Source organism: Janthinobacterium lividum (assembly GCF_034424625.1).
GTDB lineage: Bacteria > Pseudomonadota > Gammaproteobacteria > Burkholderiales > Burkholderiaceae_D > Janthinobacterium > Janthinobacterium lividum.
The window spans coordinates 5,660,711-5,685,895 of record NZ_CP139976.1; the positions used below are offsets into that span (position 1 = coordinate 5,660,711).

The 25,185-nt window shown below is 63.4% G+C and carries 29 protein-coding genes; 14 read left to right on the forward strand and 15 right to left on the reverse strand.

Going from position 1 to position 25,185, the window contains the following annotated elements; all coding sequences use genetic code 11:
• Positions 1–342: 342 nt before the first annotated feature.
• The 6 genes from U0004_RS25540 to U0004_RS25565 form a co-directional block, all read right to left on the reverse strand.
• On the reverse strand, positions 343–666 hold the full coding sequence (locus U0004_RS25540; RefSeq protein ID WP_115057579.1) for a thioredoxin family protein: 324 nt from the start codon (positions 664–666) through the stop codon (positions 343–345).
• A gap of 18 nt (positions 667–684) precedes the next feature.
• Positions 685–1,380, reverse strand: coding sequence for a fumarylacetoacetate hydrolase family protein (locus U0004_RS25545; protein ID WP_070257445.1), 696 nt, complete (start codon positions 1,378–1,380; stop codon positions 685–687).
• Positions 1,381–1,451: 71 nt separating this feature from the next.
• Entirely contained in the window at positions 1,452–2,747 is a 1,296-nt protein-coding gene (locus U0004_RS25550) for an MFS family transporter (RefSeq protein ID WP_034780684.1), read from the reverse strand.
• Between the two features lie 153 nt (positions 2,748–2,900).
• Positions 2,901–4,103, reverse strand: coding sequence for a 3-oxoadipyl-CoA thiolase (pcaF, locus tag U0004_RS25555; protein ID WP_070257444.1), 1,203 nt, complete (start codon positions 4,101–4,103; stop codon positions 2,901–2,903).
• A 55-nt stretch (positions 4,104–4,158) separates the two neighbouring features.
• Positions 4,159–4,800 (reverse strand): 3-oxoacid CoA-transferase subunit B, encoded by a 642-nt coding sequence (locus tag U0004_RS25560; RefSeq protein WP_070257443.1) that lies wholly within the window; start codon positions 4,798–4,800, stop codon positions 4,159–4,161.
• 10 nt (positions 4,801–4,810) lie between these two features.
• Positions 4,811–5,509: a 3-oxoacid CoA-transferase subunit A gene (locus U0004_RS25565; RefSeq protein WP_070257442.1), complete on the reverse strand. Its 699-nt coding sequence runs from the start codon at positions 5,507–5,509 to the stop codon at positions 4,811–4,813.
• 166 nt (positions 5,510–5,675) lie between these two features.
• On the opposite strand from U0004_RS25565, the gene U0004_RS25570 reads away from it, so the two are divergent.
• Complete coding sequence (locus tag U0004_RS25570; RefSeq protein ID WP_070257441.1) at positions 5,676–6,503, forward strand: IclR family transcriptional regulator domain-containing protein; 828 nt, start codon at positions 5,676–5,678, stop codon at positions 6,501–6,503.
• Between the two features lie 7 nt (positions 6,504–6,510).
• Here the strand turns inward: U0004_RS25570 and U0004_RS25575 are convergent, their stop codons facing one another.
• The 4 genes from U0004_RS25575 to U0004_RS25590 are packed head-to-tail and all read right to left on the reverse strand — an operon-like array spanning position 6,511 to position 8,632.
• A complete protein-coding gene (locus U0004_RS25575) occupies positions 6,511–7,362 on the reverse strand; it encodes a ChaN family lipoprotein (RefSeq protein WP_081345691.1) in 852 nt (283 codons plus the stop codon).
• A 42-nt stretch (positions 7,363–7,404) separates the two neighbouring features.
• Positions 7,405–7,836, reverse strand: coding sequence for a YeeE/YedE family protein (locus tag U0004_RS25580; protein ID WP_070257440.1), 432 nt, complete (start codon positions 7,834–7,836; stop codon positions 7,405–7,407).
• Between the two features lie 8 nt (positions 7,837–7,844).
• Positions 7,845–8,270: a YeeE/YedE family protein gene (locus U0004_RS25585; protein ID WP_034780106.1), complete on the reverse strand. Its 426-nt coding sequence runs from the start codon at positions 8,268–8,270 to the stop codon at positions 7,845–7,847.
• Between the two features lie 8 nt (positions 8,271–8,278).
• Positions 8,279–8,632, reverse strand: coding sequence for an ArsR/SmtB family transcription factor (locus U0004_RS25590; protein ID WP_070257439.1), 354 nt, complete (start codon positions 8,630–8,632; stop codon positions 8,279–8,281).
• Positions 8,633–8,965: 333 nt separating this feature from the next.
• Between U0004_RS25590 and U0004_RS25595 the strand changes: the two genes are divergently transcribed.
• On the forward strand, positions 8,966–9,370 hold the full coding sequence (locus U0004_RS25595; RefSeq protein WP_139144178.1) for a PEP-CTERM sorting domain-containing protein: 405 nt from the start codon (positions 8,966–8,968) through the stop codon (positions 9,368–9,370).
• 70 nt (positions 9,371–9,440) lie between these two features.
• Here U0004_RS25595 and U0004_RS25600 read toward each other — a convergent pair whose 3' ends face one another.
• The 4 genes from U0004_RS25600 to U0004_RS25615 are packed head-to-tail and all read right to left on the reverse strand — an operon-like array spanning position 9,441 to position 12,192.
• Positions 9,441–9,620 (reverse strand): hypothetical protein, encoded by a 180-nt coding sequence (locus U0004_RS25600; protein WP_034746783.1) that lies wholly within the window; start codon positions 9,618–9,620, stop codon positions 9,441–9,443.
• Positions 9,617–10,018: a DUF3224 domain-containing protein gene (locus U0004_RS25605; RefSeq protein WP_070257437.1), complete on the reverse strand. Its 402-nt coding sequence runs from the start codon at positions 10,016–10,018 to the stop codon at positions 9,617–9,619. The genes U0004_RS25600 and U0004_RS25605 overlap by 4 nt, the downstream gene beginning before the upstream one ends.
• Positions 10,018–10,599: a DUF1697 domain-containing protein gene (locus U0004_RS25610; RefSeq protein WP_081345690.1), complete on the reverse strand. Its 582-nt coding sequence runs from the start codon at positions 10,597–10,599 to the stop codon at positions 10,018–10,020. Before U0004_RS25610 ends, U0004_RS25605 begins: the two co-directional genes overlap by 1 nt.
• A 15-nt stretch (positions 10,600–10,614) precedes the next feature.
• A complete protein-coding gene (locus tag U0004_RS25615) occupies positions 10,615–12,192 on the reverse strand; it encodes a sensor histidine kinase (protein WP_070257436.1) in 1,578 nt (525 codons plus the stop codon).
• A 205-nt stretch (positions 12,193–12,397) separates the two neighbouring features.
• Here U0004_RS25615 and U0004_RS25620 point away from each other — a divergent pair, with 205 nt between their 5' ends.
• Both U0004_RS25620 and U0004_RS25625 read left to right on the forward strand, forming a co-directional pair.
• The gene (locus tag U0004_RS25620) at positions 12,398–12,736 is read left to right on the forward strand and encodes a hypothetical protein (protein ID WP_070257435.1); all 339 of its coding nucleotides are present in this window, start codon (positions 12,398–12,400) and stop codon (positions 12,734–12,736) included.
• Positions 12,733–13,578 carry an HDOD domain-containing protein gene (locus U0004_RS25625; RefSeq protein ID WP_070257434.1) on the forward strand — a complete coding sequence of 282 codons (846 nt, stop codon included), beginning with the start codon at positions 12,733–12,735 and terminating at the stop codon, positions 13,576–13,578. The genes U0004_RS25620 and U0004_RS25625 overlap by 4 nt, the downstream gene beginning before the upstream one ends.
• Before the next feature lie 176 nt (positions 13,579–13,754).
• On the opposite strand, the gene U0004_RS25630 is transcribed toward U0004_RS25625, so the two are convergent.
• On the reverse strand, positions 13,755–14,081 hold the full coding sequence (locus tag U0004_RS25630; protein ID WP_034746769.1) for a hypothetical protein: 327 nt from the start codon (positions 14,079–14,081) through the stop codon (positions 13,755–13,757).
• Positions 14,082–14,731: 650 nt separating this feature from the next.
• Here U0004_RS25630 and miaB point away from each other — a divergent pair.
• The 10 genes from miaB (at position 14,732) to U0004_RS25680 (ending at position 25,176) form a co-directional block, all read left to right on the forward strand.
• Positions 14,732–16,099 carry a tRNA (N6-isopentenyl adenosine(37)-C2)-methylthiotransferase MiaB gene (miaB, locus tag U0004_RS25635; RefSeq protein WP_070257433.1) on the forward strand — a complete coding sequence of 456 codons (1,368 nt, stop codon included), beginning with the start codon at positions 14,732–14,734 and terminating at the stop codon, positions 16,097–16,099.
• Positions 16,096–17,160 carry a PhoH family protein gene (locus U0004_RS25640; RefSeq protein WP_070257432.1) on the forward strand — a complete coding sequence of 355 codons (1,065 nt, stop codon included), beginning with the start codon at positions 16,096–16,098 and terminating at the stop codon, positions 17,158–17,160. Before miaB ends, U0004_RS25640 begins: the two co-directional genes overlap by 4 nt.
• Positions 17,144–17,608: an rRNA maturation RNase YbeY gene (gene ybeY, locus U0004_RS25645; protein ID WP_034780171.1), complete on the forward strand. Its 465-nt coding sequence runs from the start codon at positions 17,144–17,146 to the stop codon at positions 17,606–17,608. Before U0004_RS25640 ends, ybeY begins: the two co-directional genes overlap by 17 nt.
• Positions 17,609–17,612: 4 nt before the next feature.
• A complete protein-coding gene (locus tag U0004_RS25650) occupies positions 17,613–18,032 on the forward strand; it encodes a DUF4259 domain-containing protein (RefSeq protein ID WP_034780174.1) in 420 nt (139 codons plus the stop codon).
• A gap of 117 nt (positions 18,033–18,149) precedes the next feature.
• A complete protein-coding gene (locus U0004_RS25655; protein WP_034746750.1) occupies positions 18,150–19,028 on the forward strand; it encodes an HlyC/CorC family transporter in 879 nt (292 codons plus the stop codon).
• A gap of 79 nt (positions 19,029–19,107) precedes the next feature.
• Complete coding sequence (gene lnt, locus U0004_RS25660; RefSeq protein WP_081345693.1) at positions 19,108–20,625, forward strand: apolipoprotein N-acyltransferase; 1,518 nt, start codon at positions 19,108–19,110, stop codon at positions 20,623–20,625.
• 147 nt (positions 20,626–20,772) lie between these two features.
• The gene (glyQ, locus tag U0004_RS25665; RefSeq protein ID WP_034780177.1) at positions 20,773–21,690 is read left to right on the forward strand and encodes a glycine--tRNA ligase subunit alpha; all 918 of its coding nucleotides are present in this window, start codon (positions 20,773–20,775) and stop codon (positions 21,688–21,690) included.
• A 39-nt stretch (positions 21,691–21,729) separates the two neighbouring features.
• Positions 21,730–23,832 (forward strand): glycine--tRNA ligase subunit beta, encoded by a 2,103-nt coding sequence (gene glyS / locus U0004_RS25670; RefSeq protein WP_070257430.1) that lies wholly within the window; start codon positions 21,730–21,732, stop codon positions 23,830–23,832.
• Positions 23,832–24,419 carry a D-glycero-beta-D-manno-heptose 1,7-bisphosphate 7-phosphatase gene (gene gmhB / locus U0004_RS25675; protein WP_052139990.1) on the forward strand — a complete coding sequence of 196 codons (588 nt, stop codon included), beginning with the start codon at positions 23,832–23,834 and terminating at the stop codon, positions 24,417–24,419. The genes glyS and gmhB overlap by 1 nt, the downstream gene beginning before the upstream one ends.
• Positions 24,420–24,435: 16 nt before the next feature.
• Entirely contained in the window at positions 24,436–25,176 is a 741-nt protein-coding gene (locus tag U0004_RS25680) for a lysophospholipid acyltransferase family protein (protein WP_034746739.1), read from the forward strand.
• Positions 25,177–25,185: the final 9 nt, after the last annotated feature.

The window sequence follows — 25,185 nt, forward strand, 5'->3', positions numbered from 1 at the left end:
CGTGATCAGTGCTGATTTAGAGAAACAACGGTCGTGCGCCATCCGGTTACCCGGGGCACGGCAGGAAAGGCGTCAGGGGATGGGCGACGTGTATCAGGCCCGGCGTATCGCCAGGCATTCCGTACCAGACCCGCGCGTCGGCATCGCGGCATCGGTCATTTGTGGTGAATCCTTGCCTGCGGCCCCTCCGGGTGGAGCGGGCCGGCGATGATCGCGCCTGCATCACTAAGGATGCGGTTGATCTTGCTGTAAGCGGCTTATGATACGCGCAGTGGTGCAGTGCGGCAAGAAGTTGTGATGGAGCATGTGCGGTGATGTCGGCTTACGCTGCGCTAAGCCGACCTACGCATCAATCAATGCAAAAGTCTGCTCAATTTCGCGGCTGTCGAGCGGGCGCACGAGGCGCGCCACTTCCCGGCCATCCTTGAGGAAAATCAAGGTCGGCCACAGTTTTACCCGGAACGAACGCCCCAGCGCGCGGCCGGGACCGTCTTCCACGCGCAGATGCGGCACCGCGGAGTGCTGCGCAAACGCGGCGGCCAGCGGCGCCTGGGTGGCGCGGCAGTGGCCGCACCAGCCCGTGCCAAATTCCAGCAGGGCCGGCCCCGTCAACGCGTCGATCTCGGCGCGCTTGGGTTGCGCTACAGAATACGTATCGTGCATCATGCCGCTCTCCTTGAAAACTTAGACCACTTTCACGCGCAAGGTCTCCAGGCCATCGATGGCGCCCACCAGCTCGTCGCCGCGCTGCACGGCCGCCACGCCGGCCGGCGTTCCTGTGTAGATCAGGTCGCCCGGCTGCAAGGTAAAGTAGGTCGACAGGTCGGCGATGGTTTCGGCCACGTTCCAGATCAGCATGTCGATCGTGCTGCCCTGGCGCAGCTCACCGTTCACGTGCAGGGTGATGGCAGCATGCTTGACGTCGCCCGCCTGCGCGGCCGGGGTGATGGGGCCGATGGGCGCCGAATGCTCGAAGGCCTTGCCCGTGTCCCATGGACGGCCCAGTTTTTTCGCTGCGCCCTGCACGTCGCGGCGCGTCATGTCCAGGCCGATCGCATAGCCCCACACGTGGCTCAGCGCATCGGCCACGCCGATGTCGCTGCCGCCCTTGCCGATGGCCACCACCAGTTCCATCTCATGCTGGAAATCCTGCGTCTGCGCCGGATACGGCAGCTCGCCCGTCGTGCCGGCAGGCACGGGCAGCACGGCGTCGTTTGGTTTCATGAAGAAAAACGGCGCCTCGCGGCCCGTGTGGCCCATTTCCTTGGCGTGGTCGACATAGTTGCGGCCCACGCAATAGATGCGGTGGACGGGAAAGCTGTCGGCGCTGCCCGTGACGGGAACGCTGGGCTGGATCGGTGCGGGAATGACATACGGCATGAAAACTCCTGATCGGCACGATAACGGTGATGAAAAAGGGACACCGCAGTGTCCCCCATTTTACGGCAAGCTTACTTCAACAGTCCCGAGCGGCTCGGGTCCGGCATGCGGATGGCGACGATGAAGGAAATCAGGCACATGACAGTCACGTACCAATAGAAATACTCTTCCACGTGCCAAGCCTTGAACTGCAGCGCCACATATTCGGCCGAACCGCCGAACATGGCGTTGGCGACCGCGTACGACAGGCCCACGCCCAGCGCGCGCACTTCGACGGGGAACATTTCCGCCTTGATCAAGCCGCTGATCGACGTATAGAAACTGATGATGGCCAGGGCGATGATGATCAGGCCAAACGCCGCGTACGGGCTGGTGATGTCCTTCAAGGCATGCATGATCGGCAGCACGCACAGGGTGGCCAGGCCGCCGAAGAACAGCATCGAGGTGCGGCGGCCGATGCGGTCGGACAAGGCGCCGAATACCGGCTGCAGCACCATGTAGACCAGCAAGGCGCACGTCATGACGGCGCTGGCCGTCTTGGTGTCCATGCCGGCCGTGTTGACCAGGTATTTCTGCATGTAGGTGGTAAACGTGTAGAACACGAGCGAGCCGCCGGCCGTAAAGCCGAGTACCGTGATGAAGGCGCGCTTGTGCTTGAGCAAGCCGCGCAGGCTGCCCGCGTCCTTGTCCTTGCGCTCGCTGGCGGTGGTTGTTTCCGTCAGGGATTTACGCAGGTTCAGCGACACCAGGGCCGCCAGGGCGCCAAACACGAACGGGATGCGCCAGCCCCAGGCACGCAACTCCTCCAGGGTCAGCAATTGCTGCAAGACCACCAGTACCAGCAAAGCCAGCAGCTGGCCGCCGATCAGGGTCACGTACTGGAACGAGGCAAAGAAGCCGCGCTTGCCCGATTCCGACACTTCGCTCATGTAGGTGGCGCTGGTACCGTATTCGCCGCCCACGGACAAGCCCTGGAACAGGCGCGCCACCAGCAGCAGGAACGGGGCGAAGGCGCCGATGGTTTCATACGTGGGCAGCACGGCGATCATCAGCGAGCCGCCGCACATCATCAGCACGGAAATCATCATCGACTGGCGGCGGCCGTATTTGTCGGCGATGCGGCCGAACAGCCAGCCGCCCACCGGACGCATGAGGAAGCCGGCGGCAAAGATGCCGGCCGTCTGCAGCAGCTGCGTCGTCGGGTTACCGGACGGGAAGAAGGCGTGCGAGAAATACAGCGCGCAGAACGAGTAAATGTAGAAGTCGAACCATTCGACCAGGTTACCGGAGGAAGCGCCAATGATGGCCTTGATGCGCTGCTGGGATGTCAGCTGCGCAACGTCATGCGGAGTATCGTGGGATGTCATATCAGTCTTCTTGTTCGTGTGAAAAAGCCAACGCCAGCCGGGTTGCCCGGGCTGGTTTTGCATCATACGCCCTTGATCGGGGTCAAAAAGCCGCCCGGCATACGCGTTAATACGTATCGCCGGCAACTTTTTTTCACCTGCGGGCGCGTGGAATCAGACCCGTTCCAGCACCAGCGCGATGCCCTGGCCCACGCCGATGCACATGGTACAAAGCGCGTAGCGGCCGCCCGTGCGGTGCAGCTGGTTGACGGCCGTCATCGCCAGGCGCGCGCCCGATGCGCCCAGCGGATGGCCCAGGGCGATGGCGCCGCCATTCGGGTTCACGCGCGGGTCGTCGTCAGGCAAGCCCAGCTGGCGCAGCACGGCCAGGCCCTGGGCGGCGAACGCTTCGTTCAGTTCGATGACGTCGAAGTCGGCCAGGGTCAAGCCCGTCATGGCCAGCACTTTCAGGGTGGCGGGCGCGGGGCCGATGCCCATGATGCGCGGCGCCACGCCGGCCGTCGCCATGGCCACGACGCGGGCGCGCGGCGTCAGGCCAAAGCGGACCGCGTTCGCTTCATCGGCCAGCAGCAGGGCCGCCGCGCCATCGTTGACGCCGGACGCGTTGCCGGCCGTGATCGTGCCGTCCGCGCGCACGACGGGTTTCAATTTGGCCAGGGTGTCGAGCGTGGTGGCGCGCGGATGCTCGTCGCGAACGACGACGACAGGATCGCCTTTCTTTTGCGCGATGCTGACGGGGCAGATTTCACTGTCGAACACGCCCGCCTGCTGCGCCGCCAGGGCTTTTACCTGGCTGGCCAGGGCAAACGCATCCTGGTCCGCGCGGCTGATGCCGAAGTCGACGGCCACGTTTTCCGCCGTTTCCGGCATCGAATCGACGCCGTACTGCGCCTTCATCAAGGGATTGATGAAGCGCCAGCCGATGGTCGTGTCTTCCATTTTCATGCCGCGTGCAAAGGCGCTGTCCGCCTTGCCCATGACAAACGGCGCGCGGCTCATGCTTTCCACGCCGCCGGCGATCAGCAAGCCCGCCTCGCCGCTCTTGATGAAGCGGGCGGCACTGCCGATGGCGTCCAGGCCCGAGCCGCACAGGCGGTTCAGGGTGGCGCCCGGCACGCTGTCGGGCAAGCCGGCCAGCAGGGCCGCCATGCGCGCCACGTTGCGGTTATCCTCGCCCGCCTGGTTGGCGCAGCCGTACAGCACGTCGGTGACAGCCGTCCAGTCCACGTGCGGATTGCGTGCCATCAAGGCACGGATGGGCACGGCGCCCAGGTCGTCGGCGCGCACGCCGGCGAGTCCGCCGCCATAGCGGCCAAACGGCGTGCGCTGGGCGTCGCAGATATATGCGTGGGTCATGTTCTTTCCTCCAAGAAAGTAGTTTGCGTATTGATGGTGACGTATTGATGGTGAATTAACGTCCGTCCGTCAGCGGCACGACCGTCAACGCTTGCAACTGCTCGAAACTCAAGCCGTCCACCAGTTCGACGACCGTGGCGCCGGCGGGCGACAGGTCGAGCACGGCCAGGTCGCTGTAGATGCGGCTGACGCAGGCGATGCCCGTCAGCGGATAGGTACAGGCCTGCACCAGCTTGCTTTCACCCGTCTTGGTCAGCAATTCCATCATGACCCAGGTCTTTTTCGCGCCGATGGCCAGGTCCATGGCCCCGCCCACGGCGGGAATGGCGTCCGGCGCGCCCGTGTGCCAGTTGGCCAGGTCGCCCGTGGCGGACACCTGGAAAGCGCCCAGCACGCAGATGTCCAGGTGGCCGCCGCGCATCATGGCAAAGCTGTCGGCATGGTGAAAATAGCTGCCGCCCGCCAGCAGGGTGACGGGCTGCTTGCCCGCGTTGATCAGGTCGTAGTCTTCCTCGCCGGGCGCGGGCGCGGGGCCCATGCCGATGACGCCGTTTTCGCTGTGCAGGATGATGTCTGCGCCAGCCGGCAAGTGGTTCGCCACCAGGGTCGGCAAGCCAATGCCCAGGTTGACGACACTGCCTTCATGGATGTCGGCCGCCACGCGGGCCGCCATTTGATCTCGATTCCATTTATTCACTTGATACTCCTCAGGCGGCTTTGAAGCCGGCGGGGCCGGTGGCCGTGCGCGGCACTTGCACGATGCGCTGCACGAACAGGCCCGGCGTGATGACGTGCTCGGGATCGATGCTGCCCAACTCGGCAACTTCATGTACGGAAGCAATGCTGACTTTCGCGGCCATGGCCATGATCGGGCCGAAGTTGCGCGCCGTCTTGCGGTAGGTCAGGTTGCCCCAGCGGTCGCCCTGCTCCGCCTTGATCAGCGCGAAATCGGCGTGGATCGGTGACTCGAGCACATACATGCGGCCATCGATCTCGCGCGTTTCCTTGCCTTTGGCCAAGTCCGTGCCATAGCCCGTGGGCGTGAAAAAGCCGCCGATGCCGGCGCCGGCGGCGCGGATACGCTCGGCCAGGTTGCCCTGCGGTACCAGCTCCAGCTCCAGCTTGCCCGCGCGGTACAGGGCATCGAAGACGTGGGAATCGGCCTGGCGCGGGAAGGAGCAGATGATCTTGCGCACTTGCCCGTTTTTCAGCAGGGCAGCCAGGCCCGTATCGCCATTGCCCGCATTATTGTTGACGATGACGAGGTCGCGCGCGCCTTGGGCGATCAAGCCGTCGATCAGCTCGGCCGGCTGGCCGGCGCCGCCAAAGCCGCCAATCATGACGGTGGCGCCATCGTGGATATCGGCCAGCGCATCAAGCACGCTGGAACGCAGTTTGTCGATCATTGCCTGCCTCCTCCAAATCAAAGCCATCTGTTATTTGTTCGCATAACGAACAAATATTCGTATTTAGAACTTATTCGTGAGAATATGCCTGATCGGGGCGCTTGTCAATTTGCCGTTTTCGCCAGCGCCATGGCTATAATTGCCACCTTGATCAATTGGAATTGCCATGACCGACCTCCGCAGCACGCCCCTTTCCGCCGCAGACACCCTTGACGCCGACGGCGCACCGCGTCCCGGCGACAGCTATGTGCAATCGTTCGCGCGGGGGCTGGCCGTGTTGCGCAGCTTTGGCGCGGACGCGCCGCAACAGACCCTGAGCGAAGTGGCGGAGCGGGCGCAGCTGACGCGCGCGGGCGCGCGGCGCATCCTGCATACCTTGCTGCATCTCGGTTATGTGGAAGCGGATGGACGGCTGTTCCGTTTGACGCCCAAGGTGCTGGACCTCGGTTACGCCTATCTGTCGTCCTTGCCCGTGTGGACGCAGGCGCAGCCGCTGCTGGAAGAATTGATGCAGACCTTGCGCCAGTCGTGCTCGGCCACCGTGCTCGACGGCGATGACATCGTGTATGTGGTGCGCCTGTCCGCGCACCGCACCATGTCGATCAACCTGGGCATCGGCAGCCGCCTGCCCGCCTACTGCACCTCGATGGGACGGGTTTTGCTGTCGGGCCTGGCGCCCGACGTGCTGCACGCACGGCTGTCGAAGATGGCACTGCTGAAAATCACGCCGGCGACCAAGGTCGATATCGACGTCTTGATGGAAGAGATTGCGCAAGTGCGGCGCCAGGGCTGGTGCCTGGTGCAGGAAGAGCTGGAACAGGGCTTGATCGCCCTGGCCGCGCCCGTGTTCGACCGGGCTGGCAAGGTGGTGGCGGCGATCAACGTCAGCGGCCAGACGGCGGGGCCGTCCGTGGCGCACCTGCTGGAACACAGCTTGCCGAAACTGCTCGAGACGGCCAGCCGGGTCAGCGCCCTGGTGCGGGTGCAGCAGTGATTATTTCTTAAACCTTATTTTTAAACTTCAAGCACGGGTCCGCGCGCGGCTGCGCCGGCATCGTTTGCGTCAGGTCAAACGTGCCCTTGTAGCCGCTGCCGCCCTGCTCCAGGTAGCCGATGCTGCGCACGTTCAGCTGCGGGTCGGCCAGCTTCAGCCAGCGGGGCACGCCGATATCCTTGCGCACATGGGCATTGCCGGCGATCAGCACCACGTCGCGCGGCGCCTGATCGCGGATCAGTTTGGCCATCCAGATATCGCGCGCCACCTGGGCGTTGACGACACCGTTGATCATCATGTCGGGCAGCATATTGCAGCGGGCCGCCTGGACTTCCTTCTGTTGCCCGTCCAGGATATCGGCCGGCACGGGTGCGGCCAGGTAAGTGGCCACCATGGCGGGCGGCATGGACCACTGGATGCCGTCGCGCACGATACGCGACGCATCGGCCGGCGACAGGTTGCCGGCGACCAGGCTCAGCTGGTAGCTGATGACGAGGTCCAGCACGGGCCGGTACAAGCTCCAGTCCCAGCGCGGCTGTTCCATCACGCGGATGATGCAGTCGGGATCGGCGCAATCGCGCGCGGCGCGCGTCAGCAAATCCTGGTTTTCGCGGTCGAACTGCTCCATCACAATCACGGGACGCCAGCCGGCTGCCAGGCGGCGGCGCAATTCTTCGACGCGCAGGCGCTGGCCTTGCGCATTGTCATGGACTTCGCCCAGCAGCAAGACTTGCGGATTGGGCAAGGTGTCGGCCACGGGCACGGAAGCGGGCGGCGCTTCCTTCTTCAGCAAGCTGCCGCAGGCGGCCAGCGCCAGCATGCTGGACAGCAGGGCGGCGCGGAAAATCACGGTCTTCATGTAAGCAGTATCCAAAGTGGCGATGCGCCAGATTGTACCGTCTCAGACCGGCGCGGGCAGCTTGCGGCGCTCCAGCACTTCAAACAGGACCATGCCGGCCAGCATGGCGCCCACAAACAGCCACGCTTTCGGCTGGCCCGCCAGCAGGGATACGAGGGCGGGACCGGGACAAAAACCGGCGATGCCCCAGCCCACGCCAAAGGCCAGGCTGCCCAGCAGCAAGCGCCGGTCGATGCGCCGCGATGCCGGCAACTGCATGGGCTCGCCCAGCAGCGCCGTGCTGCGCCGGCGCGCCAGCCAGAAGGCTGGCAGGGCCACGCCGATGGCGCCGCCCATCACCAGCGCCAGCGACGGATCCCAGGCCCCGGCCAGGTCGAGGAAAGCGAGCACCTTGGCCGGATTGCCCATGCCGGAGACGATCAGGCCCAGGCCAAAGAGGAGGCCGCTCAACAGGGAAAGGATCAGCTTGCTCATAAGCTTGCTCACAGATGGCGCAACAGATAGACGGTGAGGAATCCGGCCGCCATGAAGGCGATGGTGGCAGCCAGCGAACGGGGAGACAGGCGCGACAGGCCGCACACGCCGTGGCCGCTGGTGCAGCCGGCGCCATAGCGCACGCCCACGCCCACCAGCAAGCCCGCGACGATCAGGGCGGGCGTGCCCGCGTCGATCTGCACGGGCGGCAAGGCTTGCCACAACTGGTACAGCAGGGGCGTGCCGATCAGGCCGGCAAGAAAGGCGATGCGCCAGCCCAGGTCGCCACTGCGCGGCCGCAGCAAGCCGCCGAGGATGCCGCTGATGCCGGCGATCCGCCCATTGAACAGAATCAGCAGGGCAGCCGCCAGGCCGATCAGCATGCCGCCAGCCAGCGAGGCCCACGGCGTGAAGTGCTGCCAGGCTATGCTCATGGCAGCGTTCAGTCCGCTTCGTCGTTGAAGGCGGGGCGCGGCGCGCAAAATTGCGCGTACAGCACTTGCAGCACGGCCAGCACGGGCGGGCTGGCGACGCGGTAATAAATCTGCTTGCCATCGCGCCGCGTGGCCACCAGCATCTCTTCGCGCAGCACGCCCAGCTGCTGCGACAGGGTCGGCTGGCCGATGCCCACTTTTTGTTCGAGGTCGCTGACGCAATGCTCGCCCTGCGATAGCTGGCACAGCAGCATCAATCGGTCGGCATTGCCCATGGCCTTGAGCAGCGAGCTGGCCTTGTAGGCCGAGCCACGCATGGCGTCGAGGTTGTATGCGTGTTGCGGTGTTACGACTGTCTCCATCTTGCCCTCCCACAGGCGGTCATATTGATCATCATGCGATAAACAATATACTAATCAATATACTGTTTTCCTGCTGGCGATTCGCACAAAAAAACAACAGTGTTTTTTGGCGATAGCGTGCTCATGCAAAGTGTGCGGCAACGATCATGTTTACGCTATCAAAATGACAAATATTCGTAATAAATAGGAAATAAACGTATCAAAATTGTCACGATCTGTGCTGTAATGGGAGAACAGCAGAAAAACCATGATACGCCCCCGTACAGGCGAATTATCCGTCCATGCGCAAGCCGGTTTCGGCTGCGCCGCGCGGTGAACAACAGGGAGAGCACGATGAGTATCTATCAGCCGTTATGCGTGGCCTTGCTGGCGCTGTCGGCCAGCACATGGAGCGTGGCGGCAGTCAGCGACACGACGGCCGACAAGCAGCAGGAAACCGGCGAACGCGTGGCGATCGATGAAAGCATCAGCTTGAATAATAATCCCGGCTGGGAAACGCCGGACTTGCCGTATGCACGCCTGCTTGCCAGCAGCGCGGCTGCTGCACCGCACTGGAGCACCAGTGGCGCGCACCATGTGGCCCTGGCGCCGCCCAGGCCCATGACGGCCGCGCCCGCACAGCAAGCCCACGTGCCGGCTCCCGTGCCTGAAGCAAGCATGTACTCGATGCTGCTGGTGGGATTGGGCCTGGTGGCCTTGAGCCTGCACGGCGAAAAACAGGAAAAATTCGATAACTGACGGCGCCAGCACTGGCAAGGCGCTGCTGAAAAACATTCCGCCTGGTGCGGAATGTTTTTTTATGGCGTCATCATTTGTCCAGCAGGCGGCAGACCCGTTCGATATTCCCCACCGGAATGCCCGACTTCAGGGCCCGCGCGATGCAGCCCGCCTTGTCCGGGCCCGAGGCGGAAATGAGCACGAAGGCCGTCACCACCACGCTGATGGCCACGAGCACGATCAAGACCCCCTTGACGATATCCCAGTTCATTGCGTCTCAACAATGTCATACGTAAAGTCATAATAATGCTTGCCGTCCTCAATGCGGATGGCCAGGCTGCCGGTGAGCCCTTGCAACTGCTGCGTCCCCGTATCGGGCACCACCGTCACCGACAAGGCGGGCGCGCCGCGCGTCATGGTGCCGCTGTGCTGCAAATAAAAACTGCCATGGCGCCCGTCCAGGCTGCCTTCCACCCGCTCCAGCGCCACATAGCCTGCCGAACCGGCCACGCTGGCGCGCGCGCTGAGCATCTCGCCCTGCGCGCTGGCGTCGAGGGCGCCGTGGTAGCGCTTGTCGAGCGACAAGCGCCCCAGCCCCGATTGCGCGGCCGTGTCCGACAAGGTTTCCGGGGTGATGCTGACATCAAAGGTTCCGGTAATGAAAGGCATCAGTACTCCTTGGTCGATGTGACTGCCGCATCCGGCCCGTTCAGCAGCGCATGTAATTTTTGCATCGTGGCCCAGTTGCGCGAGGTGACGCCATCGCCCAGCAGCACGCCCAGGGCCGCCACCACCTTGCTGGCCAGCACGCCATCGGGACACCAGGCATACGCGGCCCATCGCCCCAGCGCCAGCGCTTCCGGCTGCCACGACTGCTGCAAGAGCGGCGCCAGACGCTGGACGTCGGCCGGATTGTTCAGCACCAGCACCAGCAGCCGGGCCGCATCGGCCGCCGGCGCCAGGGGGTTTTGTTCGATCAGTTCGGCAAACTGGCTGGCCGACAGCACCGTCACCCTGGCCGCCACGCCCAGTTTCAGCACCAGCGCTTCCTCGATGCGGGCAGCGGCGTCGGCCGGCGCAACCTTGCCTCCGTCATACACGACGTTGCCGCTGTTGAGCACGGTACGCACCTGCGCAAACCCCAGGTCGCCCAGCAGCTTGCGCAAGTCGGCCATGGCCACGCGCTTGGCGCGGCCCACATTGATCCCGCGCAACAGCGCCACCTGCTGACTGTTTTCCATCTGTGCCATGTATTGTCTCCTTGCCTATGCCTGGCCGGCAGGACCGCTGGCGGCGCCTTCCGGCAATGGCGTCACCTTGGGCAGGCGCAGCAGGAACGTCGCGCCCTGCCCCAGCGTGCTGCTGACCGTGATGGTGCCGCCAAACTGCTTGGCAATCAAGTTGAATACGATATTCAAGCCCAGGCCCGTGCCGCCCTGTCCGCGCCGCGTGGTGACAAACGGGTCGAACACGCGGTCGAGCATGTCGGGCGCGATGCCGCGGCCATCGTCGCGCACCTGCATGGCGATCCAGTCGTTATCGCCAAGCACGCCGATATGGATATGGCCGTCCGTATCCGCATCAAAGGCGTGCTCGACGCAGTTCAAGACCAGGTTGGTCAGCACCTGCGCCAGCGCGCCCGGATAGCTGTCGAGCATGATGCCGGGCGGGCAATCGATATCGATGCGGATGCGCGTCTTTTTCAGGGTCGGCTGCAGGCTCGAAATCACTTCACCGATATAGTCGCGCAATTCGAACAAGCGGCGCGCCTCGCTGACCTGGTCGACGGCGATCTGCTTGAAACTGTGGATCAGGTGCGCGGCGCGATAGGCATTGTTCATGATCAGCCGCGCGCTTTCGCCGGCCGTTTCCAGGTAGCGCACGATATCGGTCTTCTTCACGCTGCCGCCGGCCACCGCCGTGCTGATGGCATCGGTGGCTTCCTTCAGCACCGAGGCGCTGGTCAGCGCGATGCCGACCGGGGTGTTGATTTCATGCGCCACGCCGGCCACCAGGCTGCCCAGCGAGGCCAGGCGTTCCGACTGCAGCAACGATTCCTGCGCGCGGCGCAGCTCGTCCATGGCCTGCGCCGTTGCCTGCTGCGAGCGGCGCGCCATGTCTTCCGCCTCGCGGCTGCCCTCGATGATGGACTTGAGCTTGCGCTGCACGGCATTGAAGCCGCGGATCACGTCGCCCAGCTCGTCGCGCCGGTTTTCCGGCAGCTCTTCGACATCGTCACTGCCGCGCGTGGCCAGATCGAACAAGCCGTCGCGCAACTGTTTCAAGGGCCCGAAGACGATGCGCAGGCTCAGCGCCAGGGCGCCCACCAGAATGATGTCAAGCAGCAACACTTCCAGCACCTTGCGCCGCACTTCGCCGCGCAGGGCCGCATCGATCTGGGCGCGGCTGAAATTGACGATGACCTTGCCGACGATCACGGGCTTTCCACCCGTGGCTGCGGCCACGGCGTCGCGGAACACCAGCGGCGCCTCGACGGGCGTGCCACCCATGGCCACGTCGGCCGTCAGCGGCACCAGGGTGCCCGCCGCGTCGCGCACTTCGCCCGCGAACAGGCCGACGGAGGCGTCGTAGACGCGGATGCCGACCAGTTCCGGCGGCAGCATTTCGGCCGCGACGATGCTGTCGACCTTGGATTTATCGAGGTCCCACAGGGCTGAAGGCAAACTCGTCTGCAAGCGCGTGAGCACGCCGCTGCGCAGGCGCGCGCTGCCCGATTCGAGTTCCTTGCTCAAGGTATATTGGGTATAGGTACCCGAAATGCCCAGCACCAGGGTGACGATCACGACAAAAAGCAGGGTCAGCCGGACTTGGATACTCACCATCAATCAACACTCCCCGGGCCAGGCCGGCCGCCGGCCCGCGGCGCGGGCGCAGATATGTCAGCGGACAACAGCCTGAATCAAATGTACGGTATGACATGCTTATTGGCAAGATTTACAGCAATGCCGTTTTCCACCGGGCCTTGATACAGGTTGAGACATTGCGTCATGGCAATGGTAATATCCCGCAATCATCTAAGGAGTCGTCATGGCGGTCATGCATCAACATCTACCCCTGGAACAAGTTCGTCCTGGCATGGTCTTGTCGGATGTCTTGCTCGATGCGCATGGACAAGTGCTGTTGCCGCAAGGCGCGGTATTGACTGAAAACATGCTGGCCCTGATGCCGCGCCACAACATCGACATGCTGCCGATCCAGGCGCCGCCACCGTCGCCCGAAGAAATCGCAGCACAACAGGCGGCCGACAGCGAACGGCTGGCCTACCTGTTCCGCAAGCATGACCCGGAGGATCCCCTAGACGCGGCCACCACCTTGCTGCGCAGCTATGTCACGGCGTACCGCCTGGGCACGGGAGAGGCCGCATGAGCACCCAGCTGACCCTCGACGACATCGTCGCCCACCTCGACGATTTACCCTCGCTGCCCGCCGTCGTCATGGAACTGCTCAACAGCATCGACCAGGAAGACGTCGATATTTCCGTGCTGGCCAAAAAAGTGTCGTACGACCAGGCACTGACAGCGAAAACCCTGCGCCTGGCCAACTCGTCGCAATACGGCTTGCAAGTGAAGGCCACCACCATCCAGCAGGCGATCACGTACCTGGGCTTCCAGACCACGCGCAGCCTGATCACGTCGGCCGCCATCACGGGCTGCTTCCCGGAAGGTCGCTGCCCCGGCTTCGACGACAAGGCCTTCTGGCGCCATTCGGTGGCGACGGCCGCCTGCGCCAAGGTACTGGCGCGGCAGATCCGCTTCAACCAGGATTACGCCTTCACGGCCGGCTTGCTGCACAACATCGGCCGCCTGGTGCTGGTCAGCAGCTTTCCCGCGCATTACGCGCAAGTCATCGCGCACCAGGCGGCGCACGATTGCAGCCTGCTCGAAGCGGAGCAAACCGTACTGGGCGTGGACCACGTGCAGGCCGGCGTGGCGCTGGCCGAACACTGGAATTTTTCCGACACCATGCGCCTGGCGCTGGCCAACTACCTGCAGCCGGAAACGCCGGGGGCAGGCTTCCTCGCATCGCTGATCCACGTGGCCAATGCGCTTGTTTGCGCGCTCGACCTGGCGCAGGCGGGCGACGACATGGTGCCGCGCGTCTCGCCGGTGGCCTGGGATGCGCTGGGCCTGGGCGAAGACACGTATCTGCAGCTGTTCCGCGAAACGGAGCTGCGCTATGATGAAATCACCTCGGCCTTGCTAAGCTGATTGATTAAGCGAACTCGGCAGGCACAGCCGCAAACGCAAACGGCTCTCGCTGCGAGGCGAAAGCCGTTATGGGTACTGCGATACATCCATGTTACCCGGTCCATGCTGCCCGGTCCACGCCAGCCTGTTGCCGCCAGCAGCTACGCAAGCGGCACAGTCAGCGTACAACCACCACATCAGTGCGCGTAATTCGATTCTTGCGCATCGCCGCGGTCTTCCGCTTTTGGACGGCCCTGGGCGTCGGACAGACGATACTTGGTGCGGCGGTCGCCCATCAAGTCACGCAGGTCACGAATGCTCATGCCCGTCACTTCGTGCATGCGGATCAGCAGCGAGGCGCCGACCGGCAAGCGGTGGTGGCGGATCTTGCTGATGACCGGTGGCGCCACTTCAAGCAGACGCGACAGGGCTGCATCGTTTTTCAGCTGCATCTTGCTCAGCAGAATGTCCAGCAGGTGGTTCGGGTTGTAACTCTCTTGCGATGCTAATGCATGATGTGCCATGATTTTTCCTCGTCTGGTGAATGTAGAAAATAATGCCGATACGAACTTAAGGCTGGCTTAGAGTGTTCAAATAAACGTCTTCCATCGGATTCAGCCCTCCCTCCTTATCGCACTGCCTGTACAGGACTCGCACTGCCACGCCCAGCCAACGTACGCAACTTGCCGCGTGAATAAAGACACTCAAAGCACGTATGACTCGCCAAAAATGAATTGCATATAAGGCAATATACTAGCCCAAACACGCAGCATCTGCGCCTCGCGCAAACTTCCTGATTGTTAAATATCAATCAAGCTGCTGGTTGGCTTGGCAACGATACTATTTCAACACATTAGGATGCCAGCGGGCGCACACAAGGCTTTGCAGCAACTTGTTACAAATCAATGGTGTCGCACGGCAATAAATGCTTTTGAGCACCACGACACATGGCGGCATATGCAGGCGGCAACCTTGTCGGCAAGGTAAGCACAACATGGCCCGCCCCGGCGTTTTACGCTAAACTATCGCCTGAACTTGCAGCGAGCCTGCCGCCGGGCAGCCAGAGGCGCCAGGCCGGTCATCCACCGCGCCCGCACTGAGCGGCCCCCTGCGCTGCAGCATCCCGCCCAGCCATCTTGTTTGCCGCCACATTTACCGATAAGCGCCCAACTCCATGCAGAAAAAAGTATTCATTAAAACCTTCGGCTGCCAGATGAACGAGTACGACTCGGACAAGATGGCCGACGTGCTGGGCGCCTCCGATGGCCTGGTGCGCACGGACACGCCGGAAGATGCCGATGTGATCCTGCTCAATACCTGCTCCGTGCGCGAAAAGGCGCAGGAAAAAGTGTTTTCCGACCTGGGCCGTCTGCGCGACCTGAAGCTGGCCAAGCCGCACCTGCTGATCGGCGTGGGCGGCTGCGTGGCCTCGCAGGAAGGCGACGCCATCGTCAAGCGCGCACCGTATGTCGACATGGTCTTCGGCCCGCAAACCCTGCACCGCCTGCCGCAGATGATCGAGTTGCGCCGCGCCAGCGGCGCCTCGCAGGTGGACATCAGCTTTCCGGAAATCGAAAAGTTCGACCACATGCCGCCGGCCAAGGTCGAGGGCGCCTCGGCGTTCGTCTCCATCATGGAAGGCTGCAGCAAATATTGCAGCTACTGCGTCGTGCCCTACACGCGCGGCGAGGAAGTGTCGCGCCGCTTCGAGGACGTGCTGACGGAAGTGGCGGGCCTGGCCGCCCAGGGCGTCAAGGAAATCACCCTGCTGGGGCAAAACGTGAACGCCTACCGCGGTGCGATGGAAGGCGGAGAGATCGCCGACTTCGCCCTGCTGCTCGAATACGTGGCCGACATCCCCGGCATCGAACGCATGCGCTTCGTCACCAGCCACCCGAAGGAATTCACGCAGCGCCTGATCGACGCCTACGCGAAGATCCCGCAGCTGGTCGACCACCTGTATCTGCCGGCACAGCACGGTTCCGACAAAGTCCTCGGCGCCATGAAGCGCGGCTACACGGGCCTCGAATACAAGTCCATCATCCGCCGCATCCGCGCCGTGCGCCCGAACATGGCCATTTCGTCCGACTTCATCGTGGGATTTCCTGGCGAAACGCAGGCCGACTTCGACGCCATGATGAAGCTGATCGCCGATGTCGGCTTCGACAACAGCTACAGCTTCATCTTCAGCAAGCGCCCCGGCACGCCGGCCGCCAGCCTGGAAGACGACACGCCGCACGAAGTCAAGCTGGCCCGGCTGCAGCAGCTGCAGGCGGCCATCGACGCCAACACGCGCAAATACAGCCTGGCCATGGTGGGCACGGTGCAAACCATCCTCGTCGAAGGCCGCTCCAAAAAGGATACAGACGATAGCGAACTGCAAGGCCGCACGGAAAACAACCGCGTGGTCAATTTCGACGCCGGCCCGGACGCGCTGCAGCTGGTCGGCCAGCTGGTCGACGTGCGCATCACCGAAAGCCATTCCTACACCCTGCGCGGCGAACTCGTCGCCAGCACACCCGCATTGAAAAGAGCCAGTTGAAAACCAAAGCCCCGATACAGCCGCATTACTTCATCCCCGAGCCGCTGGACAACACGCGCCTGGCGCACCTGTGCGGACCGCTCGATGAAAACCTGCGCCAGATTTCCGCCGCCCTCGACGTGACGATCTTCCGCCGCGGCGAGAAATTCATCGTCGGCGGCAGCAATGCCGAACGCGCCGTGGAAATCCTCGAGCAGTTCTACGCCATCGCCAACAAGGTCGTGCCGCTGGAAGAAGTGCAGCTGGCCCTGGTGGAACAGCGCGCGGGACTGTCCGCCGCCTCGGAACACCACGCCAACGCACCCGCCAGCACCTTCGTCGAGCCGGATATCGCCAGCCCCGTGCTGAAAACGCGGCGCTCCGACCTGCGCGGGCGCACGCCGCACCAGATCGCCTACCTGCGCGACATCCTCGAACACGACATCAGCTTCGGCGTGGGCCCGGCCGGCACGGGTAAAACCTATCTGGCCGTCGCCTGCGCCGTCGACGCGCTCGAACGCGACGCCGTCAAGCGCATCATTTTGACGCGCCCGGCCGTCGAAGCGGGCGAGCGCCTGGGCTTTTTGCCGGGCGACCTGGCACAAAAGGTCGATCCGTATCTGCGTCCCCTGTACGATGCGCTGTATGATTTGCTGGGCTTTGACCGCACGCAAAAGCTGTTTGAAAAACAGGTGATCGAGATCGCCCCGCTGGCCTACATGCGCGGGCGCACCCTGAACCACGCGTTTGTCATCCTCGACGAGGCGCAAAACACCACCGTCGAACAGATGAAGATGTTTTTGACGCGCATCGGCTTCGGCAGCAAGGCCGTGGTGACGGGCGACGTGACGCAAGTCGACCTGCACAAGAGCCAGACGAGCGGCCTGATCGACGCCGTGCACGTGCTGAAAGACGTGCGCGGCATCGGCTTCACGCAATTTAACAGCACCGACGTGGTGCGCCACCCGCTCGTCGCGCGCATCGTCGACGCCTATGAAACGGCGCAGGCGGCCAACGCCGACGCCGCCCAGTTACTCCCCTTGTTGAAACCAGCTGCCGCCAAAAATGTCCGAAAAAAATAAACTGTCCTTGTCCGTGCAATACCCGGATGCCCGCCTGGAAACCCTGATCACGCGCCCGAAAGTACGCCGCTGGGTCAAGGCGGCCCTGTTCGCCCCCGCCGAATTCACGATCCGCTTCGTCGACGCGGAAGAAGGCCGTACCCTGAACCGCGACTACCGCGAAAAGGATTACGCCACCAACGTGCTGACGTTCGCCTACAACGAAGGCGAAGAGTTGAATGACGACGAGCCGACGCGCGCCGACATCATCCTGTGCACGGACGTGCTGGAAAAGGAAGCGGCGGAGCAGAAGAAGAGCGTGGAAGAGCACACGGCCCATTTGATCGTGCACGGCGTGCTGCATGCGCAGGGTTACGACCACATGGATGACGAGGAAGCCACCGAGATGGAGGGCCTGGAAACGGACATCCTCGCGAAACTCGGCATTACCGACCCGTACAAGGAGTAAGAGCATGGGAACCTGGGCACTGGATGCCTTCGGCAACGACTACGCCATGGATTGGGCGCAGGACTTGCACGAATATAAAACCCTGGAACTGGTCGAGACGACGCTCGACAACGTCATCGACAGCCAGGAAGCGCAGCTGGAGGCGCCGTTCGCCGCCGAAGCGCTGGCCGCGCTGGAAGTGATCGCGCGCCTGCTGGGCAAGCCGGGCGAGGACGACCCGGCCACCGCGGAAGTGGACGAATGGGTGGCCGCCTGCAAGAAGAAGGTCACGCCGCCGTTGCTGGAAAAAGCGCGCCTGGCCTTCGACAAGATCGGCGGGGAAGCGTCGGAACTGCGCCAGCTGTGGCAGGACAGCGAGCATTTCGCCGACTGGCAGGCCGACGTGGCGGCCCTGCGCGCGCGCGTGCTGGGCGCGGACGCCTGAAACATCGCGCAACGGCGCACTTCAACATATTAAATTTGCATCAAAAGCGGGGAAATCCGGTATTCCCCCACTTTTGGTGTATCCTATATCCCTTCGCAACAACGGCTCACGCCTCCTATGCCCGAGCACCCTAGTGGCGTCAGAACTGACGTCAAGCCCCACCGGTCACTGTTTGAACGCCTGACCGCACTCATTTCCCCCGAGCCAGAGAACCGTGCAGAATTGCTCGAAGTTCTACACGATGCGCATGAACGCAAGCTGATCGACGCCGACGCCCTGTCGATGATCGAAGGCGTGTTTCAGGTATCGGATCTCTGCGCGCGCGACATCATGATTCCCCGTTCGCAAATGGATGTCATCGACATCAGCAAGCCGATCGAGGAATGGATGCCGGAAGTCCTGTCCACCGCCCACTCGCGCTTCCCCGCGATCGAAGGCGAGCGCGACAAGGTCATCGGCATCCTGCTGGCGAAAGACTTGTTGCGTTATTACGCAGAAGAAACTTTCGACGTCCGCGACATGCTGCGCCCTGCCATCTTCATCCCCGAATCGAAACGCCTGAATGTGCTGCTGCGCGATTTCCGCGCCAACCACAATCACATGGCCATCGTCGTCGATGAATACAGCGGCGTCGCCGGCCTGATCACCATCGAAGACGTGCTGGAACAGATCGTCGGCGATATCGAGGATGAATACGACTTCGACGAAGCCGAGGACAACATCCTGTCGCTCAAGGAAGGCCAGTTCGGCCCCCGCTGGCGCGTCAAGGCGCTGACCGAGATCGAACAGTTCAACGAAGAAGTGGGCAGCCACCTGGTCGACGACGACGTCGACACCATCGGCGGCCTCGTGTCGAAGTACTTGGGCCGCATGGCGCACAAGGGCGATATTTTCGACCTGGGCAATTTGCGCTTCGAGGTGCTGCGCGCCGATGCGCGCCAGGTGCACGTGCTGCTGGTCGAGCGCCTGCCCAACGTGCCGGAACTGGAACTCTGACATGCGCGTGCTGTAAATGCGTTTCAGACGCGCTGACCCCAACGCCCCCGCCAAACCGCCCCGCAGCATAGGGGCGCGCATGCTGACTGCCGCCGTTGCCGGCGCCGTCGCGGTGCTGGCGTTCGCCCCTTTCGGCTACTGGCCCCTGCAAATCCTCAGCCTGGGCGTGCTGTTCTACCAGGTGCTGCGCGCGGCGAACGTCAAGGCCGGCGCGCTGATCGGCTGGGCCTACGGTTTTGGCTGGTGCGCGGCCGGCACGCACTGGCTGTATATCTCCATGCACCGCTATGGCGACATGGCCGCACCGATCGCGGTCATCGCCGTGGCCCTGCTGGCCCTCCTGATGGCCATTTACGTGGCCCTGGCCATGGGCGCGGCCGCCTGGCTGCGCCAGCGCTGGGTGCTGTCCCTGCCCGCCATGACCTTGCTGGTGCTGCCCGCCACCTGGACGCTGTTCGAATGGACGCGCGGCTGGCTGTTTACGGGTTTCCCGTGGCTGGCCACCGGTTACGCCCACAATGCCAGCCCGCTGGCCGGCTTTGCCCCCATCGTCGGTGCGTATGGCCTGGGCTGGCTGGCGGCGCTGTCGGCCGGTGCCCTGCTTTTGCTGACGCACCGCACGCGCTGGTTTGCGCTGGGCGGCGTCATCGCGCTGTACGCCGCAGGCATCGGCTTGCAGTACGTGGCGTGGACGCACCCGGTCGGACGCCCGATCACGGTGCGCCTGTTGCAGGGCAACGTGCCGCAGCAGCAGAAATTCGACCCCGGCTTCGTGCTGGGCGCCCTGCAGATGTACCAGAGCGCCATCACCAGCGCGCCGGCCGACCTGATCGCCACGCCGGAAACGGCCGTCACCGTGCTGCCGCACCAGCTGCCGCCCGGCTATCTGGACAGCCTGGCGGCTTATTCGCAGCAGACGGGCAGCACGATCCTGGTCGGCATGCCCGTGCTCGACGAGCAGCAGCGCTTCTACAATGCGGCCCTGGGGATCACGCCCAACGGCGCGCCGGGACCGTATTACCAGTACCGCAAGCACCATCTGGTGCCGTTCGGCGAATTCGTGCCGCCCGGCCTGCACTGGTTTGTCGCCATGATGGCCATCCCGCTGGGCGACATGGGCCGCGGCGCGGAAGTGCAGGCGCCGCTGCAGGTGCGCGACCAGCTGGTGTTGCCGAATATCTGCTACGAAGACTTGTTTGGCGAGGAAATCGCCGGCCAGCTGGCCAGCGCCCACCGCCATGGCAAGCAGTCGGCGTCCGTGCTGCTGAATATCTCGAACCTGGCCTGGTTCGGCGACTCGATCGCCATCCCGCAGCATTTGCAGATTTCGCAGATGCGCAGCCTGGAAACGGGCCGCCCGATGCTGCGCTCGACAAACACGGGCGCCACCGCCGTCATCGACGGCAAGGGCGTGGTGCAAAGCCTGCTGCCGCCGGAACAGCAAGCCACGCTGGCGGCCAAGGTGCAAGGCATGGGCGGCATGACGCCATACATTCTGTACGGCAACAAACTGGTGCTGGCCCTGGCCGCGCTGGCCCTGCTGGCGGCCTTCCTGCTGTCGCGCGCCGCCCGCCGTGGCCGCGCCGGGCAGCAATAAGCGGCCGATATTGCCCGAAGAGTCACAGTGGGCCCGTAAAAACCGCTAAAATTAGCAAAACCCCGGCCCGGACGCGCTTGACTGGCAGCGTCCGGGCTTCAAGCAAACCTTAACAGCGCGCAGTCTCCCGCGCGGCGAACTCATACGATGCTCACATTTCAACAAATTATCCTGACCTTGCAAACCTATTGGGACAAGCAAGGTTGCGCCCTGCTCCAGCCTTACGACATGGAAGTCGGCGCCGGCACCTTCCACACCGGCACCTTCCTGCGCGCGATCGGCCCGGAACCCTGGCGCGCCGCGTATGTGCAGCCGTCGCGCCGCCCGAAAGATGGCCGCTATGGCGAAAATCCGAACCGCATGCAGCACTACTACCAGTACCAGGTGGTGCTCAAACCCGCGCCGGAAAACATCCTCGACCTGTATCTGGGTTCGCTGGCCGCGCTGGGCCTGGACTTGAAGCAGAATGACGTGCGCTTCGTCGAAGACGACTGGGAAAGCCCGACCCTGGGCGCCTGGGGCCTGGGCTGGGAAGTCTGGCTGAACGGCATGGAAGTGACCCAGTTTACCTACTTCCAGCAAGTGGGCGGCCTCGATTGCAAGCCCGTGCTGGGCGAGATCACCTACGGCATCGAACGCCTGGCCATGTATCTGCAAGGCGTGGAAAACGTGTATGACCTGGTGTGGACCGAGTGGGAAGAAAACGGAGTCACGAAGAAGCTGACCTACGGCGACGTCTTCCACCAGAACGAGGTGGAGCAATCGACCTACAACTTCGAGCACGCGAACACGGACCTGCTGTTCGAACAGTTCGGCAACTACGAAGCGGAAGCGAAGCGTTTGATCGAGCTGCAACTGACCCTGCCCGCCTACGAAAAGATCATGAAGGCTTCGCACAGCTTCAATATGCTCGACGCGCGCGGCGCCATCTCGGTGACGGAACGCGCCGCCTACATCGGCCGCGTGCGCACCCTGTCGCGCCTGGTGGCGCAGGCGTATTACGACTCGCGCGAGCGCCTCGGTTTCCCGATGCTGCCCGCCGCAGACCAACCCGCCGCCGCTTGATCGCCTAGCTCATACACCGCCGTACCAGACAAGAACACCATGAACCAAACACTGCTCATCGAACTGCTGACCGAAGAACTGCCGCCGAAAGCGCTGGCCAAACTGGGCGCCGCCTTCACGGCCGGCATCGTCAACGGCCTGAAAGCGCGCGACTTCCTGGAAGCCGACAGCGTCGCCACCAGCTACGCCTCGCCGCGCCGCCTGGCCGTCTCCATCACCAACGTGCGCGAAGTCTCGCCCGACAAATCGATCCGCGAAAAAGTCTTGCCCGTCTCCGTGGCGCTGGACGCGAACGGCAACGGCACGCCGCCGCTGGCCAAGAAACTGGCCGCACTGGGCTTCCCCGAGCTGACGGTGGCCGAGCTGGAACGCGCCGTCGACGGCAAGGCCGAAAGCTTCTTCTACACCTACACGGCGCCAGGCAGCCAGCTCGCCACCGGCGCGCAGGCTGCATTGACGGAATCTTGCGCCAAGCTGCCGATTCCAAAGCTGATGAGCTATCAGCGCCCGGACGGCACCACCGTGCAATTCGTGCGCCCGGCCCACAGCCTGATCGCCCTGCACGGCATCAATATCCTGCCGTTGACCCTGCTGGGCTTGACGGCCGGCCGCACCACCCTGGGCCACCGCTTCCTCACCGATGGCGAACCGATCACCATCGCGCACGCGGAAAACTATGCGCCTTCGCTGATCCTCAACGCCAGCGTCATCGCCAGCAACGAGGAACGCAAGGAGCGCATCCGCGCCCAGTTGCTGGACAAGGCCGGCGCCGACCAGGTGCTGATGCCCGAAGCGCTGCTCGATGAAGTTACCGCCCTGGTCGAATGGCCGGTCGTGTATGAATGCCACTTCGAGGAGGAGTTCCTGGCAGTGCCGCAGGAATGCCTGATCCTCACCATGCAGACGAACCAGAAATACTTCGCCCTGACGGACAGCGAAGGCAAGCTGCGCTCGCGCTTTTTGATCGTCTCGAACATCGAGACGGACACGCCCGAGCACATCATCGGCGGCAACGAGCGCGTCGTGCGCCCGCGCCTGTCCGACGCCAAGTTCTTCTTCGAGCAAGACAAGAAGAAGACCCTGGCAGCGCGTCTGCCGCTGCTGGCCAACGTGGTCTACCACAACAAGCTGGGCACGCAAGCGGCCCGCACGGAGCGCGTCAAGTCGCTGGCCGGCGCCATCGCCGCCAAGCTGCAATATGACGTGGCACTGGCCGAACGCGGCGCCCTGCTGGCCAAGGCCGATCTGCTGACCGACATGGTGGGCGAATTCCCCGAACTGCAAGGCATCATGGGCACGTATTACGCGCGCCATGACGGCGAACCGGAAGAAGTGGCGCTGGCCGCCTCCGAACACTACCAGCCGCGCTTTGCCGGCGACAGCCTGCCGACCACCGGCACCGGCACCGCCGTGGCCCTGGCCGACAAGCTCGAAACCCTGGTCGGCATCTGGGCCATCGGCCTGGCGCCGACGGGCGACAAGGATCCGTTCGCGCTGCGCCGCCACGCCCTGGGCGTGCTGCGCATGCTGCTGGAAAAACGCTTGCCACTGTCGATCCAGGGCTTGCTGGCCGATGTCGCCGCGCAGTTCGCAACGGTGCCCGGCTTCAAGGATCCGGTCGCGGATGTCACCACCTTCATGCTGGACCGCCTGCGCGGGATCCTGCGCGAACGCGGCTTCTCGCCAAATGAAATCGAAGCCGTCGTGGCGCAAAACCCGGACCGCCTGGACGACATCGTGCAGCGCCTGGAAGCCGTGCAGGCGTTTGCCGCCCTGCCGGAAAGCGCCTCGCTGGCCGCCGCCAACAAGCGCATCACGAACATCCTGAAAAAGAACGAGGAAGCCGTCAGCCAGGTCGCCGCCGGTGGCGTGAACGTGGCGCTGCTGCAGGACGAAGCGGAGAAAAAACTGGCCGCCGCCGTTTCGCGCGTGCAGCCGGAAGTCGACGCGGCCTTTGCCAAGGGCGATTTCACCAGCACCCTGCAAACCCTGGCGCAGCTGCGCGACGATGTCGATGGCTTCTTCAATGACGTGATGGTGATGGCCGAGGATGTCGCCCTGCGCAACAACCGCCTGGCCTTGCTGTCGTCCTTGCACGGCATGATGAACCGCGTGGCCGACATTTCCAAGCTGGCGGCATAATGGGTACTCCGGCTCTGAAACTGATTATTCTCGACCGCGACGGCGTCATTAATCATGACTCGCCGGACTTCATCAAGTCGCCGGCCGAATGGCTGCCGATCCCCGGTTCGCTCGAAGCGATCGCCCGCCTGAACCAGGCTGGCTATCGCGTCGTCATCGCCTCGAACCAGTCGGGCATCGCGCGCGAATATTTCGACATGACGGTGCTGAACGCGATCCACCAGAAGATGCACACCCTGGCGCAGCAGGTAGGCGCCGATATCGACGCCATCTTCTTTTGCCCACACGCGGGCGCGGACAACTGCGACTGCCGCAAGCCCAAGCCCGGCATGTTCCATGAGATCTCGCAGCGCTACAACACCAGCCTGAAAGGCGTGCCCACCGTCGGCGATTCGCTGCGCGACCTGCAGGCCGGCTTCATCAGCGGCTGCGTGCCCTACCTGGTATTGACGGGCAAGGGCGAAAAGACCAACGAAACGGGTGGCCTGCCGCCTGGCACCCAGGTCTTCCCCGACCTGGCCGCCGTCGTCAGCCATCTGCTCAAGGCGCCCGCCGCAGCGGCGCCCAGCGTGGCATTGAGTATCTAATCTTCGGAGAACCGCATTGCGTAATATTTCCCTGTTCCTGCGATCCCTGCTGTTCATGATCATCATGATCGTGGCCACCATCGTCTGGGCCTGCGTGTGCTTTTTTGCCGCGCCATTGAGCTACAACAAGCGCTATTGGGTCACCTCGCGCTGGAACGTGTTTATCCTGTGGTGTGCCAAGGTCATTTGCGGCATCCGCTATGAAGTCAAGGGCGCCGAGAACTTCCCCGACGCGCCGGCCATCGTGCTGTCGAAGCACCAGTCGGCATGGGAAACCATCTTTTTGCTTCCCAGCCTGCCACGCCCGCTCGTGTATGTGTTCAAGAAGGAGATTTTGTACATCCCGTTCTTCGGCTGGGCCATGGCGCTGCTGCGCATGATCCCCATCGACCGCAAGCAGGGCAAGCATGCGTTCAAGAGCGTGGTCGCGCATGGCAAGCGCCGTCTGGCCGATGGCCAATGGATTATCATGTTCCCTGAAGGCACGCGCATTCCCGTGGGCCAGGCGGGCAAGTACAAGAGCGGCGGCACGCGTCTGGCCATCGCCACGGGCGCCGTGGTGGTGCCGATTGCACACAACTCAGGCGAGTGCTGGCCCAAGCAGTCATTCCTCAAACGCCCGGGACTGATCACCGTCTCGATAGGCAAACCGATTTCGCCGGAAGGGCAAACCCCGGACAGCATGATGCAACAGGTGGAAAATTGGATAGAATCAGAAATGCGCGTCATTTCGCCTCACGCCTACAACGCTGGCTAGACGGCATCA